General features: G+C 67.4%; 16 protein-coding genes. 9 read left to right on the top strand and 7 right to left on the bottom strand.

Annotated elements, in window-relative coordinates; genetic code table 11:
* Positions 1–40: 40 nt before the first annotated feature.
* The 4 genes from trkA to hflX all read left to right on the top strand — a co-directional run bounded on the left by trkA (position 41) and on the right by hflX (position 4687).
* Positions 41–1417, top strand: coding sequence for a Trk system potassium transporter TrkA (gene trkA, locus EYE42_RS05225; protein WP_130990266.1), 1377 nt, complete (start codon positions 41–43; stop codon positions 1415–1417).
* A 6-nt stretch (positions 1418–1423) separates the two neighbouring features.
* Entirely contained in the window at positions 1424–3052 is a 1629-nt protein-coding gene (locus EYE42_RS05220; RefSeq protein ID WP_130990265.1) for a potassium transporter TrkG, read from the top strand.
* Positions 3053–3139: 87 nt separating this feature from the next.
* A complete protein-coding gene (gene hfq, locus EYE42_RS05215) occupies positions 3140–3373 on the top strand; it encodes an RNA chaperone Hfq (RefSeq protein WP_020949330.1) in 234 nt (77 codons plus the stop codon).
* Positions 3374–4687, top strand: a complete 1314-nt coding sequence (hflX, locus tag EYE42_RS05210; protein ID WP_130990264.1) for a GTPase HflX — start codon at positions 3374–3376, stop codon at positions 4685–4687. It abuts the gene before it with no gap.
* Between the two features lie 21 nt (positions 4688–4708).
* Here hflX and EYE42_RS05205 read toward each other — a convergent pair whose 3' ends face one another.
* Genes EYE42_RS05205 through EYE42_RS05195 form a run of 3 tightly spaced genes read right to left on the bottom strand, consistent with a single transcriptional unit; the run spans position 4709 to position 6956 of the window.
* Positions 4709–5347: a uracil-DNA glycosylase gene (locus EYE42_RS05205; protein ID WP_130990263.1), complete on the bottom strand. Its 639-nt coding sequence runs from the start codon at positions 5345–5347 to the stop codon at positions 4709–4711.
* On the bottom strand, positions 5344–6369 hold the full coding sequence (gene trpD / locus EYE42_RS05200; protein ID WP_130990262.1) for an anthranilate phosphoribosyltransferase: 1026 nt from the start codon (positions 6367–6369) through the stop codon (positions 5344–5346). The genes EYE42_RS05205 and trpD overlap by 4 nt, the downstream gene beginning before the upstream one ends.
* Complete coding sequence (locus EYE42_RS05195) at positions 6366–6956, bottom strand: anthranilate synthase component II (protein ID WP_130990261.1); 591 nt, start codon at positions 6954–6956, stop codon at positions 6366–6368. Before EYE42_RS05195 ends, trpD begins: the two co-directional genes overlap by 4 nt.
* Positions 6957–7083: 127 nt before the next feature.
* Here EYE42_RS05195 and EYE42_RS05190 point away from each other — a divergent pair, with 127 nt between their 5' ends.
* The 4 genes from EYE42_RS05190 (at position 7084) to trpE (ending at position 12441) form a co-directional block, all read left to right on the top strand.
* Positions 7084–7830, top strand: coding sequence for a hypothetical protein (locus EYE42_RS05190; protein ID WP_130990260.1), 747 nt, complete (start codon positions 7084–7086; stop codon positions 7828–7830).
* Positions 7823–9007, top strand: a complete 1185-nt coding sequence (locus EYE42_RS05185; protein WP_130990259.1) for an aminotransferase — start codon at positions 7823–7825, stop codon at positions 9005–9007. Before EYE42_RS05190 ends, EYE42_RS05185 begins: the two co-directional genes overlap by 8 nt.
* A gap of 78 nt (positions 9008–9085) precedes the next feature.
* A complete protein-coding gene (locus tag EYE42_RS05180) occupies positions 9086–10939 on the top strand; it encodes a peptidylprolyl isomerase (protein WP_246020595.1) in 1854 nt (617 codons plus the stop codon).
* Positions 10939–12441: an anthranilate synthase component I gene (trpE, locus tag EYE42_RS05175; protein WP_130990258.1), complete on the top strand. Its 1503-nt coding sequence runs from the start codon at positions 10939–10941 to the stop codon at positions 12439–12441. Before EYE42_RS05180 ends, trpE begins: the two co-directional genes overlap by 1 nt.
* A gap of 46 nt (positions 12442–12487) precedes the next feature.
* Here trpE and EYE42_RS05170 read toward each other — a convergent pair whose 3' ends face one another.
* From EYE42_RS05170 to fabI, 4 genes are all read right to left on the bottom strand, one after another.
* Positions 12488–13387, bottom strand: coding sequence for a PRC-barrel domain-containing protein (locus EYE42_RS05170; RefSeq protein WP_165455713.1), 900 nt, complete (start codon positions 13385–13387; stop codon positions 12488–12490).
* A 109-nt stretch (positions 13388–13496) separates the two neighbouring features.
* Positions 13497–13997 carry a xanthine phosphoribosyltransferase gene (gpt, locus tag EYE42_RS05165; protein ID WP_130990256.1) on the bottom strand — a complete coding sequence of 167 codons (501 nt, stop codon included), beginning with the start codon at positions 13995–13997 and terminating at the stop codon, positions 13497–13499.
* 11 nt (positions 13998–14008) lie between these two features.
* Positions 14009–14620, bottom strand: a complete 612-nt coding sequence (locus tag EYE42_RS05160; RefSeq protein ID WP_246020594.1) for a LysE family translocator — start codon at positions 14618–14620, stop codon at positions 14009–14011.
* Positions 14621–14629: 9 nt separating this feature from the next.
* Complete coding sequence (gene fabI, locus EYE42_RS05155; protein ID WP_130990255.1) at positions 14630–15457, bottom strand: enoyl-ACP reductase FabI; 828 nt, start codon at positions 15455–15457, stop codon at positions 14630–14632.
* 81 nt (positions 15458–15538) lie between these two features.
* Here fabI and pdxH point away from each other — a divergent pair, with 81 nt between their 5' ends.
* Positions 15539–16153 carry a pyridoxamine 5'-phosphate oxidase gene (gene pdxH, locus EYE42_RS05150; protein ID WP_130990254.1) on the top strand — a complete coding sequence of 205 codons (615 nt, stop codon included), beginning with the start codon at positions 15539–15541 and terminating at the stop codon, positions 16151–16153.
* The last annotated feature ends 78 nt before the right edge of the window (positions 16154–16231 follow it).

The raw sequence follows: 16231 nt of genomic DNA, 5'->3' as shown, positions 1-16231 counted from the left end.
GCCATGCGTCCGCGATGCGGCGCGGCAAGGGGATCATGCCATGAAGATCATCATCTGCGGTGCGGGGCAGGTCGGCTGGCAGATCGCGCGTCACCTGTCGGGCGAACGCAACGACGTGACCGTGATCGACAACAACGCCGAACTGGTTCGCCGCGCGACCGAGGCGCTTGATGTCCAGGGCATCACCGGTTTCGCCAGCCATCCCGATGTGCTGGACGCCGCGGGCGCGCGGGACGCCGACCTGATCATCGCCGCCACCCATTCGGACGAGGTGAACATGGTCACCTGCCAGGTCGCCCATTCGGTTTTCCAGGTTCCCCGCAAGATCGCAAGGCTGCGCAGCAGCGCCTATCTGGATGCGATCTATTCGGACCTTTACACCACGTCGAACCTGCCCATCGATGTGGTCATCAGCCCCGAACGAGAGGTGGCGAATGCCGCCCTGCAACGGTTGTCGGCGCCCTCGACCTTTGACGTGGAAACCTTCATGGGCGGCAAGGTGCAGCTTCTGGGCATCGTTCTGGAAAACGACTGCCCGGCGCTGAACACCCCTTTGCGGCAGTTGAGCGAGCTGTTTTCCACCCTGCGCGCCATCGTCGTGGGCGTGCGCCGGCAAGACCGGCTGTTCGCGCCGGAACCGGGCGACCAGCTTTTTGCCCGCGACCAGATCTATGTCTTTGCCCATCGCGACGATGTGGCGCGCACCATGCAGATCTTTGGCAAGCCGCCGCTGAAACAGGAACGCATCGCCATCATCGGCGCGGGAAACGTGGGCCTGGCCGTGGCGCAGGCGCTGGAAGCGCGGCCCGAGCGGGTCCGCGCCAAGCTGATCGAACGCAATCGGGCACGGGCCGAATACGCCGCCGACCGCCTGGAACGGACCATCGTGCTGAATGGCGACGGTCTGTCCGCCGAACTGCTGGAGGAAGCGGCGGTCCCCACCGCCGATGCCGTGCTGGCCGTTACGGATGACGACAAGACCAACATTCTGGCCTCGGTCCGGGCCAAGCAGGCGGGGGCCAAGCTGGCCATCACGCTGATCAACGACCCCACCCTGGTGCCGCTGATGGATGCCCTGGACATCGACGCCTATATCAACCCGCGCGCCACCACCGTGTCCACCATCCTGCGCCACATCCGCCACGGCCGGGTGCGCGACATCTATTCCATCGGCGACGCCGAGGCCGAGGTGATCGAGGCGCAGGCCCTGTCCACCTCGCCCATCACGGGGCGGGCGATCCGCGACATCGAGTTTCCCGAGGGCGTGCTGATCGGCGCCGTGCAGAAGGGCGACCGGATCGTGATGCCCGACCCCGACACCCGGATCGAGGAAGGCGACATCGTTCTGATCTTTGCCCTGTCCAAGGACGTTCCCGAAGTCGAGCGCCTGCTGCAGGTCTCGATCGACTTCTTCTGAGGCGCCATGCAAGCCCTGCTGCGCCTGCCCCTGTTCGTCACGCTGGCCGCCCTGACGGGGCTGTCCATGATGCTGCCCGCGGCCTATGCCTCGGTCACGGATCACGACGCGATGGCCCGCAACTTTCTGTATTCGGGGCTTCTGGTGCTGGTGGGGGCAGGCATGGTCGGCCTTGCGACCGCCGCCGATCCGCGTTCGCCGCGCCCGCGCGATACCCTGCTGGCAATGCTGTCGGTATTCGCAGGAATGCCCCTGCTGATGGCCCTGCCATTCGCGCAAAGCCTGCCGGACACGGGTCTGTACAACGCCTGGTGGGAAATGACCTCGGCGCTGACGACCACGGGGGCCTCGCTCTACTCGGCCGATCTTCTGCCCGCGCCGCTGCATCTGTGGCGGGCCATGGCGGGCTGGATGGGTGGGCTGTTCGTCCTGGCTGCCGCCACCGCCATCCTGGCCCCCCTGCACCTTGGCGGGTTCGAGATCATGGCCCCGCCTGACAGCCGCCGCGAGGAATACGAGCATCTGCCCCGCTCGGCCGACGCCCTGGACCGCAATCCGCACCTGTCGGCCCCCAGTTTCCTGACCGTGCTGGCCCATCCCCATTACCGTCTTTTGCGGTCGGTCCAACTGGTCTTTCCGGTCTATGCCGGACTGACACTGGCGTTGTGGCTGGTGCTGCTGGTGCTGGGGGATCCGGGGCTGGTCGCGCTGTGCCGGGCGATGGGCACGCTCTCCACCAGCGGCGTATCCCCCGTGGTGGGCCCGCCCGGCGGCCATTCGGGCTTTGCCGGGGAATTCGCGGTGTTCCTGTTCCTGCTGCCCGCCCTGTCGCGCCGCTTCTGGCCGGGGGGCGGGCAGTTGCGCGCCAGCGACCGACTGATGGACGATCCCGAACTGGGCATGGCGGCAGCGTTCGTCGCCCTGGTCGCCTTGTCGCTGTTTGCCCGCCACTTCATCGCCGCCATCGAGGTCGAACAGGCCCCCGAGGGATCCATCGAATTGCTTGTCGACCTGCGCAGCGGGCTAGCGGCCTTTTGGGGCGGACTGTTCAATGCGCTCAGCTTTCTGACCACGACCGGGTGGAATTCGAACGACTGGCAGGGCGCGCGGGCCTGGTCGGGGATCAGTTCGCCCGGCCTGATCCTGGCGGGACTGGCGATCATGGGCGGCGGCGTCGCCACCACCGCAGGGGGCGTCAAGCTGTTGCGGATCTATGCCCTGGCCCGACACGGCCAGCGCGAGATGGAGCGGATCGTCCACCCCAGCTCGGTCGCGGGCGGGGGCCGGATCGCCCGGCGTCTGCGCCGCGAGGGCGCCTATCTGGCCTTCATCTTCTTCATGCTCTTCGCCGTCTCGATCGCGGCAACGGTGGCGCTTGTCTCGATCCAGCAGATCGAGATCGAGACGGCGACGATCCTGGCCGTTTCCGCGCTGACCAACACCGGACCCTTGGCCAGCGCCATTTCCCTGACCCCGACCTTCGAGGCCAGCGCAGGCATCGCCTCGGCCCCGTGGGAGGGATGGTCGGGCCTGCCTGTCTTCACCAAGACGGTGCTGGCCGGCGCGATGATCGTGGGACGCATGGAAACGCTGGCGGTGCTTGCGCTGTTTTCGCCGCAGTTCTGGCAGCGTTAGGGACGACGAATCGCGGATGCTTGCAAGGGCTTTGGCAACCGCTTAGATGTGAACTCCGACCGGGACAGTTCAACAACGGAAAAAAGAATGGCTGGCGACAAGCAGAACCTGCAGGACGCGTTCCTCAATCACGTCCGCAAGGCCAAGGTGCCGGTCACGATTTTCCTGATCAACGGCGTCAAGCTGCAGGGCGTCATCACCTGGTTCGACAATTTCTGCGTTCTGTTGCGCCGCGACGGCCAGTCGCAACTGGTCTACAAGCATGCGATCAGCACCATCATGCCGGGCCAGCCCATTTCGCTTTACGAAGGCGAGGACTGATTGGCGGAACCCACCGCGACCGAGGCACGGCCCACCCGCGCCTATGTGATCCATCCCGACCTGGACAGCCGCACCCAGCGGCGCCAACCCGAACATGCCCTGGCCGAGGCCGTGGCCCTGGCCCATGCCCTGCCGGGGATCGAGATCGTCGGCAACGAGGTCGCGCGCCTGCGCAAGCCCGATCCAGGCCGGTTGTTCGGCAAGGGCAAGCTGGCCGAAATCGGTGAACGGCTGGAGAATGCCGAGGTCGATCTTGTGCTGATCGACGGTCCGGTCAGCCCTGTCCAGCAGCGCAACATGGAAAAGGACTGGGGGGTAAAGCTTCTGGACCGGACCGGGCTGATCCTGGAAATCTTTGCCGACCGCGCCCGCACGCGCGAGGGCGTGTTGCAGGTCGAACTGGCGGCGCTGTCCTATCAACGCACGCGTCTGGTTCGCGCCTGGACCCACCTGGAACGGCAGCGGGGCGGGCTTGGCTTTGTCGGCGGCCCCGGCGAGACGCAGATCGAGGCCGACAGGCGCGCCATCGACGAACAGATGACCCGTCTGCGCCGCCAGCTTGAACGGGTCGTGAAAACCCGCACGCTGCATCGCGCCGCGCGGGCCAAGGTGCCCTATCCGATCGTGGCGCTTGTGGGCTACACCAATGCCGGGAAATCCACGCTGTTCAACCGGCTGACCGGGGCTGATGTGCTGGCCAAGGACATGCTGTTCGCCACGCTGGATCCGACCATGCGCGGGGTTCGCCTGCCCGGTGCGAATGGGGGGCAGGGGCGCAAGATCATCCTGTCCGACACGGTGGGCTTTATCAGCGACCTGCCCACCGAATTGGTCGCCGCCTTCCGCGCCACCCTGGAGGAGGTGCTGGAGGCCGACCTGATCCTGCATGTCCGCGACATCAGCCACCCCGAAACCGAGGAACAGGCCGCCGACGTGGCCGAGATCCTGGAATCGCTGGGGGTCGACGAGGATGTGGCCCTGATCGAGGTGTGGAACAAGATCGACGCCTTGTCGCAGGACACCCGCGATGCCCTGCGCCGCACCGATGCGCGCACCCAGGGCATCCAGGCCGTCAGCGCCCTGACGGGCGAGGGGCTGGACGATCTGGTCGCCGCCATCGACGACCACCTGTCCGAGGTTCTGGACGAACCGAAGTCCGAGGGCATCGTGACGCTGCCCTTTTCCGATGGCCGCCGCCGCGCCTGGCTGCACGAGGCTGGCGTGGTGCAGCGCGAGGAATCGGGCGAGGCCGGGTTGACCCTGCATCTGCTATGGACCGATCGGCAGAAGGCGGGGTTCGAGGCGCTTGAATAAGGCTGAGGCTTCCTGCCATCCTTACGCCGCCCAATCCACTGGCTGTCGCCCCTGTGCCACCAGCCAGTCGTTGATGCGCGAAAACGGCCGGCTGCCAAAGAACCCCCGCTTCGCCGACAAAGGCGACGGATGCGCCGTGGCGATCACCAGGTCCTGCGGGCGCGGCAGTCCCGTCACCGCCTTTTGCGCCTGAGCGCCCCACAGCAGAAACGCCAATGGCCCGTGCTTCTGTGCCTCGGCCACCGCGTCGCGGGCCAAGCGGTCCCATCCCCATGCGGCGTGTCGCCCGGCGTCCCCCGGCGGCACCGACAGCGAGGTGTTCAGCAGCAGCACCCCCTGCTTGGCCCAGCCGGACAGGTCGCCCGTGGCGGGGGCTGCGCCTGTGTCATCCCGAAGTTCGGCGAAGATGTTTTTCAACGACCGGGGCAGGGCGATGTCGGGCGCGACGGAAAAAGCCAGACCGTTGGCATGTCCCGGCGTCGGATAGGGGTCTTGCCCCAGGATGATCACCCGCACCCGATCTGGCGGCGTCGCGTCAAGCGCGGCGAAAACCAGTGCGGGACCGGGAAGCCAATCGTCCAGCCCCTCCAGCCGGTTGCGGATCGCGGGCCAATCGTGGCGGAAAAACGCAAGGTGGTCCCAGGCCTTGGGAGGCTTCATGCCTCGGGCGCCCCGGTTACGACGGCAAGCCGGTCCAGCCGCGCCCTGGCCGCGCCACTGTCGATGGATTCCACGGCCATCGCCGCGCCTTGGCGCAGATCGGCGACCTTGCCCGCGATCAGCAGCGCGGCGGCGGCATTCAGCAGCACCGCATCGCGATAGGCGCCGCGTTCACCGTCCAGCAGGGCGCGAAAGGCAGCCGCATTTTCCTGCGGCTCTCCGCCGATGATCGCCTCGAACGGGTGGCGGGGCAGGCCGGCATCCTCGGGCGTCACGGTGAATTCGCTGATGGCACCGTCCTTCAGGGCGGCGACACGGGTTTCGCCCGCGATGCTGATCTCGTCCGTGCCGTCGGCGCCATGCACCAGCCAGGCGGCATCGCTGCCCAGGTCGCGCAGCACCTCGGCCATGGGCCTGATCCAGGCCGCGCTGAAGGCCCCGGTCAACTGACGCCGGACCGAGGCTGGATTCGTCATCGGCCCCAGCAGGTTGAAAACCGTTCTTGTGCCCAGTTCCGCGCGCGGCGGGCCGACATGGCGCATGGCCGGGTGATGCATGGGGGCCATCATGAAGCAGATGCCCGCCTCGTTGATCGCCCGCTGCGCCAAGGCAGGCCCGGCCATGACGTTGATGCCCATGTGAGTCAACGCGTCGGCGGCGCCCGATCTGGACGACAGGTTGCGATTGCCGTGCTTGGCGACCGGCACGCCCGCGCCCGCCACCACGAAGGCCGTCGCGGTCGAGATGTTCAGTGTGCCCTTGCCGTCGCCCCCCGTACCGACGATGTCCATGGCGCCTTCGGGGGCGTGAATGCGGTTCATGCGCGCACGCATGGCGCGGGCGGCGGCGGCGATTTCGTCCACCGTTTCACCCCGCACGCGCAGCGCCATCAACAGCCCGCCGATCTGCGCCGGCGTCGCCGCGCCGTCGAACAGGGCGGAAAACGCGGCCTCCGCCTCGGAGCCCGTTAGGGGGCGGGTGGCGGCGATGCCGATCAGCGGGCGGATGTCGCCCGCCGTCATGCCGCGGCCTCGCGCGGGGTGCAGCGGGCCAGGAAATTCCGGATCATCTCGTGCCCGTATTCCGAGGCGATGGATTCGGGGTGGAACTGCACGCCCTCGATGGGCAGGGCCTCGTGGATCAGGCCCATGATGGTGCCGTCGTCCGAGGTTGCGGTGACGCGCAGGCAATTGGGCAGGCTTTCGGGTTCCACCGTCAGCGAATGATAGCGCGTCGCGGTCAGGGGCGATTGCAGCCCGGCAAACACCCCGGTGCCGTCATGGGTGATCGCGTCGGTCTTGCCGTGCATGATGCGGTTGGCGCGCACCACCTTGCCGCCGAACGCCTCGCCGATCGCCTGATGGCCCAGGCAGACGCCGAACAGCGGGATGGCACGGTCCGATGCAGCCCGGATCAGGTCCAGGCAGATGCCCGCCTGCGCCGGATCGCAGGGGCCGGGGGAAATCACGATCCCGTCGGGGGCCATGGCCAGGGCCTCGTCCACGCTTATCGCATCGTTGCGGCGCACCATGACCTCGGCCCCTGCTTCGGCAAGGTAATGAACCAGGTTCCAGGTGAAGCTGTCATAGTTGTCGATCAAAAGGATCATCGGGCACGCCTTGACTTGGGGCCGGCGGGGGGGGCCGGCAGGGGGCGGTTTCCCCGCCGGAACGGGTCGGCTATAGATGGGCCAAAGCGCGCCGGGGGGCAAGTCCGGCAGGGGCACGAAGGGACAGATGGCACGCGGTTTCTGGACAGGTCTTGTGCATGGCGGCATCGTCAGCGTCCTGGCGGTGGCGGCGCTGTCGCTGGCCGTGCCGTTGCCCCGCGAGGCAGGGCCGGCACAGGACACCCCCGCGGCGGCGGCCCTGCCGCCCGCCGTGCCGGACGAGGATCGGCCCGCCGCACGGGGGGCCGCACGGGGGGAGGCCATTCCCCCTGCCCAGAATCGGCCCGCCGCTGAGGCCCGCCAGCCTTCCGATTCGGCACCCTCCCGCCCCGAACCCGAACCCCCGGCAGCGGCTGCGGTGGACCTGCCGGTCGGGTCGGAGTTCGGGCGGGGCGGGGACGCGGTTCCGGTCGTGCCGGAGCCCCTGGTTTCGGGGCGTCCCGACCCGGCCCAGCCTCCGGCCGTGATCGCTCCGGAATCGGAACCCGCCCCCGTGGCCGCAACCCCCTCTGACCGCCGCCCCGACCCCGCCCCGAATGGGAACGGCCCCGTGCAGGTCGCCCCCGATCTGGCCGAGGATCTGCCGCAGATACGGCCTGCCGCCAGTGCAGCGCCATCCCGGCCCTCGGCCCTGACGGCACCGGGCCGCGCCGCCCCCGAGGCCCCCGACGCGGCCCCTGCCTTGCCGGCCGACCTGCTGCCCGCGCCGCGCGACCCGTCCCCGCCCGAGCCAGAAACCCCGACGGCTGCGCCTGCGCCCGACCTGTCGCTGCCGCCCGATCTTTCCGACCTGCAAGGCTTGTCGAATGACTGAACCATTCTTGCCGAACCCGGCCATTGCCGCCACCGTGTCGCCCCCGGTGATGGAGGCACGGCGCTGGCTGGAGGGTGTCCTGCTGCCGCTGGACATGCCGCTGATCAATGTCAGCCAGGCCGCGCCGGTCGATCCGCCGCCGGTGGCCCTGCGGCAGGCCATGGCCGATGCCGCGCTGCACCGGGCCGAGGCGCATCTCTATGGTCCCGTCCTGGGCAATGCCGATTTGCGCGCAGCGGTCGCGTCCGAGGTGTCGGCCCGTTATCGCGGAGGGGTGGCGCCTGCGCAGGTGGCGATCACCCAGGGCTGCAACCAGGCCTTTTGCGCCGCCGTTTCGGCCATTGCAACGGCGGGGGATCAGATCATTCTGCCGACGCCCTGGTATTTCAACCACAAGATGTGGCTGGACATGCAGGGCATCGGCACGGTGCCCCTGCCTTGCGGCGGCGACATGCTGCCCGACCCCGACATGGCGGCCCGGCTGATCGGGCCGCGTTGCCGGGCCATCGTGCTGGTGACGCCGAACAATCCGACGGGCGCGGAATATCCGGCGGACCTTGTGGCGCGGTTCTTCGACCTGGCGCGGGCGCATGGGCTAGCGCTGATCCTGGACGAAACCTATCGCGATTTCGACAGCCGCGCGGGGGCGCCCCACGGCCTGCTGGCGCAGCCCGGCTGGGGCGACACGGTGATCCAGCTTTACAGCTTTTCCAAGGCTTATCGGCTGACCGGCCACCGGGTCGGCGCCCTGGTCGCCGCAGAAAGCCTGATGGTCCAGATCGAGAAGTTTCTGGACACGGTCGCCATCTCGACCTCGCAACTGGGCCAGATCGGCGCGCTATGGGGGATGGAGAACCTTGGCGACTGGCTGGCTGGCGAACGGGCCGAGATCCTCGCCCGGCGCGCGGCGACGGTGGCGGCGCTGTCAACGCTGCCGGGCTGGCAGGTGAAAAGCGCCGGTGCCTATTTCGCCTGGGTCGAACATCCCTTTGCCGAATCCTCGGCCGATCTGGCGCGGCGCATGGTGGGGCAGGTCGGCGTGCTGGCGCTGCCGGGAACCATGTTCACGCCGCCGGGCGATCCCGGTGGCGAACGCCACATGCGGATCGCGTTCGCCAATATCGACCGGAACCGGATCGCCGTGCTGGCCGACAGGCTGCGCCGCCTGTCCGCCTGAACCGCCGGTCCGACAGGCTTGTCGCGGGGCCGCGCGCGGCTTAAGGAAACGCGATGCGACCAGAAGGGAAGGCCGGCGATGAAGAACCTGCGGACACATGGCAAGTCCACGATCGTCTGGGTGCTGATGGGCCTGATGGTTCTGGGCCTGGGCGGATTTGGCGTGACCAGCTTTTCGGGCGGGTCCACCGCAATCGGATCGGTGGGGGGGACCACCATCACCACCGACGACTATGTTCGCGCGCTGCGCAACCAGATCACCGCCTTTCAGCAGCAGACCGGCCAGCCGATCGACATGGCCCAGGCGCAGGCGATGGGCCTGCCGCAGGCCGTGCAATCCCAACTGATCGCCGCCGCCGCACTTGAGGAACAGGCCCGCCGCATCGGCGTGTCGGTGGGCGACGACCGCGTGCGCCAGACCATTGCCGAGGCCCCCGCCTTTCAGGGACCGACCGGCAGCTTCGACCGCGCCGCCTATGCCGACGTGCTGCGCCGCGAGGGCCTGTCCGAGGCCGAGTTCGAGCGCGAGGTCCGCACGGACGAGGCGCGGCTGCTGATCCAGCGTGCCGTGGCAGGGGGCGTGACGGCACCCGATCCGGCGGTGCAGGCCACCGCGCGCTGGATTCTGGAACGCCGCGACCTGTCCTGGCGCGAACTGACCGAAGACATGCTGCCCGCCCCCATCGCCGCCCCGGACGAGGACACGCTGCGTGCCTGGCACAGCGCCAATGCCGAGCGGTTCACCGCGCCCGAGATCCGGCGCATCACCTATGCCTGGATCACCCCCGAGATGCTGGCCCCGACCGTCGAACTGGACGAGGCGGCATTGCGTGCCGCCTATGACGCCAATATCGGCGACTATCAGCGCCCCGAACGCCGTCTGGTCAGCCGCCTGGTCTTTCCCTCGGCCGAGGAGGCGGCGGCCGCCAGGGCGCAGATCGACGCGGGCACGGCCCCGTTCGAGGCCTTTGTCCTGCAACGCGGGCTGCAGCCCGAGGATGCCGAACTTGGCGAGGTGTCGCAGGCCGACCTGGGCGCCGCGGGCGAGGCGGTTTTTGCCCTGCCGCAGCCGGGCGTCGCGGGCCCGGTCCAGACCGACCTGGGACCGGCGCTGTTCAATGTCCATGCCATCCTCGAGCCGCTGAACGTGCCCTTTGAGCAGGCCCAGGCCGACCTGCGGGCCGAGGCCGCCGTGGACCGGGCCGCCCGCATTATCGAGGACCGGATCTCGGATTACGAGGATCTGCTGGCGGGCGGGGCGACGCTGGAACAGGTGGCCGAAGAAACCGATCTGGAACCGGGCAGCATCTACTGGTCGGCCGACATGGCCCCGGCCGAGGGCAGCATCGCCGGCTATCAGGCATTCCGCGACCGCGCGGCCGAGATCACCGAGGCCGATTTCCCGGAACTGACCCGGCTTGACGACGGCGGCGTCTTTGCCTTGCGCCTGGACGAGATCGTGCCCCCGACCCTGCGCCCCTTCGAGGAGGTTCGCGACGAGGTCGAGGCCGACTGGCGCCGCGCCGAGGTGCAGCGCCAACTGCTTGCCCTGGCCGAGGACCAGCGGTCGAACCCCGACGCGCCCGAGGGGCAGCCGGCCCCGGAATGGACCCAGGCGGCTGACGTGACCCGCGACGGCTGGATCGAGGGCACCCCCGACGGCACCGTCGCCCGCGGTTTTGCCATTCCCGAGCCGGGGGGGATCGAGGTGGTGGATGCCGACAACCGCGTGATCCTGCTGCGTCTGGTTGCGGTGAACGAAGCCGATCTGACCGACGCGGATGCGCAACGCATCGTCGATGCCGTCCGCGACCGGATCGGCGGGTCGCTGCAATCCGACATCTTCGACTTCTATGCCCGCGCGGTTCAGGCCGAGGCCGGTATCACCCTGGACCAGTCGGCGGTCAATGCCATCAACGCACAGGTCCAGTGATGGATCTGACACCCGACTTCGCCGCCTTCGAGGCCGCCTGGAAGGCTGGACAGAATCAGCTTGTGACAATTCGGCTGGCCGCCGATCTGGACACGCCCGTCAGCCTGATGCTGAAGCTGACCGATGCCGCGCCCATGTCATTCATGCTGGAATCGGTGACGGGCGGCGAGGTTCGGGGCCGCTATTCCATCGTCGGCATGAAGCCCGACCTGATCTGGGACTGTCGCGACGGCCAGGCGCGGATCAACCGGCAGGCGCGGTTTTCTGACGAGTTCCAGCCGGACAAGCGTCCCGCGCTGGATAGCCTTCGCGCGCTGATCGCGGAAAGCCGGATCGAGGCCATGCCCGAAAGCGTGCCCCCGGTCGCGGCAGGCCTGTTCGGTTATCTTGGCTATGACATGATCCGGCTGGTCGAACATCTGCCGGACGTGAACCCCGACCCGCTGGACCTGCCCGACGCCATGCTGATGCGCCCCTCGGTTGTGGCCGTCCTGGATGGGGTCAAGGGCGAGGTGACGCTGTGCGCGCCCGCCTGGCACGACGGGACCGACAATGCCCGCGCGGCCTATGCCCGCGCGGCGGAACGGGTCATGGACGCGCTGCGGTCACTGGACCGGCAGCCGTCCGAGCCGCGGGCCCTGGGCCACGACGCCCGCATCGGCGAGCCGGTGTCGAACTTTTCCAAGGCCGGTTATCTGGCCGCGGTCGAAAAGGCCAAGGATTACATCCGCGCGGGCGACATCTTTCAGGTCGTGCCCAGCCAGCGCTGGCGGATGGATTTTCCGCTGCCGCCCTTTGCGCTGTATCGCAGCCTGCGACGCACCAATCCGTCGCCCTTCATGTTCTTTCTGAACCTGGGCGGCTTTCAGATCGTCGGCGCGTCGCCCGAAATTCTTGTGCGCCTGCGCGACGGCGAGGTCACGATCCGTCCGATTGCCGGCACCCGTCCGCGTGGCGCGGACGAGGCCGAGGACAGGGCGCTCGAGGCCGATCTTCTTGGCGATCACAAGGAATTGGCCGAACACCTGATGCTGCTGGATCTGGGCCGCAACGACGTGGGCCGGGTGGCCAAACCCGGAACCGTGCATCCGACCGAACAGTTCGTGATCGAACGCTACAGCCATGTCATGCATATCGTCAGCAATGTCGTGGGCCAGTTGCGCGACGACGAGGATGCGCTGTCCGCACTGCTGGCGGGCCTGCCCGCAGGCACCGTGTCCGGTGCCCCCAAGGTCCGGGCCATGGAGATCATCGACGAGCTGGAACCCGAGAAACGGGGTGTCTATGGCGGCGCGGTCGGCTATTTCGCGGCCAATGGCGAAATGGACATGTGCATCGCCCTGCGCACCGGCGTTCTGAAGGACGGCGCCCTTTACATCCAGGCAGGCGGCGGCGTCGTCTATGACAGCGATCCGGAATCCGAATTCATGGAAACCGTGAATAAAAGCCGCGCCTTGCAGCGCGCGGCCGAAGGCGCGGCCCGCTTCGTGCGCGGCAACTGAAAACGGCCCCGTTCCCGGGGCCGCCATTCTGCTGATATCGAACCGATCAGTTCGCGGGGGCGATGCCTTCCGGCGCTTCGGTTTCCGTCTCGGCGTCGGTTTCCATTTCTGTCCCGGCTTCCATCTCGGTGCCTTCAGTGCCCATTTCCATGTCGGTGCCGACTTCGGCCTCGACATCAGCCCCTGCTTCCGCCTCGGCTTCCGGCATGTCGGTCGTCTCGGCCGGGGTCGGGGCGCCGGTCATGGCGGCATCTCCGTTGGTTGCCGCCGCCGCGTCCGGGGTCACGGCCGGATCGGTGGTCGTCGCGGGCGCAGCCGTGTCGGCGGGCATCGCGCCGGGGGCCGTGGTGGTCGAGTCCATGGGCGCGGTGCCTGCGGCGCCGTCGGTCACGGCAGGGGCGTCAGCCTGTGCGCGGAACACGTATTCCGGGGCGGCGTCCGCTTCTTCGCGGGACAGGTCGCTGGTGATCTGCTGCGCGTCATAGTCGAAGGTGAGTTGATCCCACGGCACGGCGATCCGCTTTTCACCAATACCCAGGAAACCGCCCACCCCGATGACCGCTGCCTTGAGCGTTCCTTCGTCCATATCAATGATGACATCATTGATGTCGCCGATCGTTTCGCCATCGGGGGACATCACGGTCGTTCCGGTGATCCAGTCGATCCGCTGTTCATCCTCGGCCTGCTGCTGTTCCACCTTGCCGCTGGCGGCGACAGCGGCCGCCTCCGCGTCTTCGGCGTCCGCATCCATGTCGGCTTCGGCATTCATGGCCGGATCGGCTGCGGGGGCCGTGTCCGTCCCCATCGGCGTTTCCATCGTATCGGTTGTCGTGCCCGCCGGGGCCGTGGTCGCATCCGCCGCGGGCGGAGTTGTGGTATCCTGTCCCAAGGCGGGAACCATCATCAGGGGCAGCATGATTGCCGTGGACAACATCAGGTTGCGCATGTCGTATCCTCCATGGTTAGCAGGCATCGTCCGGGACGCGCCATTGGGGATACAATGCCTTACTGGACTGCCGGTTCCGCAGGCAACGTCAAGATCGGCCAGGCCCGGATCAGTCCTCGCCGCGATAGGGCTGGACATATTGCAGCGCCATGTCCCAGGGAAAGAAGATCCAGGTGTCCTGGCTGACCTCGGTCACATAGGTCTGGACCATCGGCTTGCCCTTGGGCTTGGCATAGACGGTGCCGAAATGGGCCTTGGGATACATCTCGCGGATCAGTTCAAGGGTGCGCCCCGAATCGACCAGATCGTCGATCACCAGAATGCCTTGGCCATCGCCCATCAGGACGGGATCGGGCTTGTTCAGCACCTCGAGCTGGCCCTGGCCCGCCTCGGCCCCGACGCCCTTGTAGGAGCGGATGGAGATCGTGTCGATCGTGCGGATGTCCAGTTCGCGCGCGACGATCATCGCGGGGACCAGCCCGCCGCGTGTCACGGCCACGACGGCCCGCCATTCGGTACCGTCCAGGCGCCAGGCAAGGGCACGGGCGTCGCGGTGCAACTGGTCCCAGCTTACGTGGAAGCCTTTTTCATGGGGCAGGCGGTCGATCATGGTCGTCTCCGTTAATGACGCAGGATCAGGGACAGGCCCAGCAGGCCGATGGCCAGCCCCGCCGCGCGGTCGATCCAGAATTTCGCGGCATAATACCCGGCCCGCAGCCAAGGCAAAGCCATCAGCGACGCAAGCGCCACATAAAACGCCACCTCGACCGTGGCCGCGGTCGCATAGATCGTCAGCTTGTCGGCAACCGTCAGCGCGACCGGAAAGATCGACAGCAGCACCGCCGAATAGAACAAGGCGGGCTTGGGATTGGACAGGTTCAACATCATGCCGCTGCCAAATCCCATGCCTCGGGGGCTTTCCGCCGGGTCGGGCAGGGGATCGGCCGCGTGGCGCCACATCATCCATGCGATCCAGACCAGATAGGCCCCGCCCGCGATCTTCAGGGCGACATAGGTCCAGGGCAGCGCGCGAAAGACCACCGTCATGCCCAGAAGCGCGAACAGGCACCACACGGATGCGCCAAGCGCCAGACCCAGGGCATAGGGCAGCGCGCGCCGGCGTCCCAAGGCAAAGGCGCCCTGGCTGACAGCGATGACCCCTGGGCCGGGCGACAGGATCGCCGCCGACAGGGCGGCCACGAACAGCACAAGCTGGTCGGCGGTGATCGTCATCGCCGACGGTCAGTCCTTCTTGACGGTCGCGATGTCGGGGGCGTCCACGGCCTTCATGCCGACCACATGGTATCCCGCATCGACGTGATGCGTCTCGCCCGTCACGCCCGCACCCAGACGCGACAGCAGATACAGGGCGGAATTGCCCACATCTTCCTGGGTGACATTGCGTCGCAGGGGCGAGTTCAGTTCGTTCCATTTCATGATATAGCGGAAATCGCCGATGCCGCTGGCGGCCAGCGTCTTGATCGGCCCGGCGCTGATCGCATTGACGCGGATCTTGTCCTTACCCAGATCCTCGGCCAGATACCGGACCGACGCCTCGAGCGCGGCCTTGGCAACGCCCATGACGTTGTAATGGGGCATCACCCGTTCGGCGCCGTAATAGGTCAGCGTCAGCAGGCTGCCGCCCTGGGGCATCATCGCCGCCGCCCGGCGGGCCACGGCGGTGAATGAATAGACGGAAATGTCCATGGTCATCAGAAAGTTGTCGCGCGTCGTGTCGGCATAGCGGCCGCGAAGCTGGTCCTTGTCGGAAAAGCCGATGGCATGGACAACAAAATCCAGGCTGCCCCATTCGTCCTGCAGCGACTGGAACAGGGTGTCGATCGTCGTCTCGTCGCCGACATCGCAAGGCAGCACCAGGGACGATCCCAGCGAGGCCGCAAGCGGTTCGACCCGCTTTTTCAGTGCCTCGCCCTGATAGGAGAAGGCCAGTTCCGCCCCCTCGGCGGCAAGGGCGCGGGCGATGCCCCAGGCAATCGACTTGTCGTTGGCCAGTCCCATCACGAGGCCGCGCTTTCCGGCCATCAGGCCCTGCTTCTGCTCGCTTGACATGTGCTGCCTCTCGCGCTTTCAACCGTTTGTGAAAGGTGCTTAGGCCAAAGGTCCGCAAGCATCAAGCGCAAGGAAGCCATCATGTCCGACCAAGACGGATTGTTTGCGGGCGACGACCCCTTCGACATCGCCCGCCGCTGGCTGGCCGAGGCCGAGGCGAGCGAGCCGAACGATCCCAATGCCATCGCCCTGGCCACTGTGGACGAAACCGGCCTGCCGGATGTCCGCATGGTGTTGTTGAAAGAGATCGAAGGTCATGGCGCCGGGGGGGGATTCGTGTTCTATACGAACTATGACAGCGCCAAGGGCCGCCAGATCGCGGTGACCGGCAAGGCCGCCTTCGTGATGCACTGGAAATCCCTGCGCCGCCAGATCCGCGTCCGTGGCGAGGTGGCCCGCGTCGAAGGGCCGCAGGCCGATGCCTATTACGACAGCCGCGCCCTGCAAAGCCGGCTGGGGGCCTGGGCTTCGCGCCAGTCCCAGCCGCTGGCCAGCCGCGCCGAACTGGTGGCCGAGGTGGCGCGGCTGGGATTGCGCTATGGCACACGACCCCCAAGGCCGCCGTTCTGGGGCGGATTCAGGATCGCGCCCATGCAGATCGAATTCTGGGCGGACGGCGCTTTTCGGTTGCACGATCGGTTCCGGTGGGACAAAGACGCTAGCCGTGACTGGATTGTGACAAGGTTATCACCCTAGGACTTGACGGAACGGTCCGAGTAGCTGACCATGTTGCTGGTTTGCCGAGTTGATTTAGTGCTCTTTGCCCTTCAGGAT

This window comes from Paracoccus subflavus (assembly GCF_004310345.1).
GTDB lineage: Bacteria > Pseudomonadota > Alphaproteobacteria > Rhodobacterales > Rhodobacteraceae > Paracoccus > Paracoccus subflavus.
This window is presented reverse-complemented; position numbering and strand designations above follow the sequence as displayed.

Bases quoted from the DNA above. Each gene is read 5' to 3' on its own strand.
- trpD (WP_130990262.1), bottom strand. From the start codon at position 6,369: ATGACGGCGGGCGACATCCGCCCGCTGATCGGCATCGCCGCCACCCGC.
- EYE42_RS05170 (WP_165455713.1), bottom strand. From the start codon at position 13,387: ATGCGCAACCTGATGTTGTCCACGGCAATCATGCTGCCCCTGATGATG.
- EYE42_RS05205 (WP_130990263.1), bottom strand. From the start codon at position 5,347: ATGAAGCCTCCCAAGGCCTGGGACCACCTTGCGTTTTTCCGCCACGAT.
- trkA (WP_130990266.1), top strand. From the start codon at position 41: ATGAAGATCATCATCTGCGGTGCGGGGCAGGTCGGCTGGCAGATCGCG.
- EYE42_RS05185 (WP_130990259.1), top strand. From the start codon at position 7,823: ATGACTGAACCATTCTTGCCGAACCCGGCCATTGCCGCCACCGTGTCG.
- EYE42_RS05160 (WP_246020594.1), bottom strand. From the start codon at position 14,620: ATGACGATCACCGCCGACCAGCTTGTGCTGTTCGTGGCCGCCCTGTCG.
- EYE42_RS05180 (WP_246020595.1), top strand. From the start codon at position 9,086: ATGAAGAACCTGCGGACACATGGCAAGTCCACGATCGTCTGGGTGCTG.
- trpE (WP_130990258.1), top strand. From the start codon at position 10,939: ATGGATCTGACACCCGACTTCGCCGCCTTCGAGGCCGCCTGGAAGGCT.
- pdxH (WP_130990254.1), top strand. From the start codon at position 15,539: ATGTCCGACCAAGACGGATTGTTTGCGGGCGACGACCCCTTCGACATC.
- EYE42_RS05220 (WP_130990265.1), top strand. From the start codon at position 1,424: ATGCAAGCCCTGCTGCGCCTGCCCCTGTTCGTCACGCTGGCCGCCCTG.
- fabI (WP_130990255.1), bottom strand. From the start codon at position 15,457: ATGTCAAGCGAGCAGAAGCAGGGCCTGATGGCCGGAAAGCGCGGCCTC.
- gpt (WP_130990256.1), bottom strand. From the start codon at position 13,997: ATGATCGACCGCCTGCCCCATGAAAAAGGCTTCCACGTAAGCTGGGAC.
- EYE42_RS05190 (WP_130990260.1), top strand. From the start codon at position 7,084: ATGGCACGCGGTTTCTGGACAGGTCTTGTGCATGGCGGCATCGTCAGC.
- hfq (WP_020949330.1), top strand. From the start codon at position 3,140: ATGGCTGGCGACAAGCAGAACCTGCAGGACGCGTTCCTCAATCACGTC.
- EYE42_RS05195 (WP_130990261.1), bottom strand. From the start codon at position 6,956: ATGATCCTTTTGATCGACAACTATGACAGCTTCACCTGGAACCTGGTT.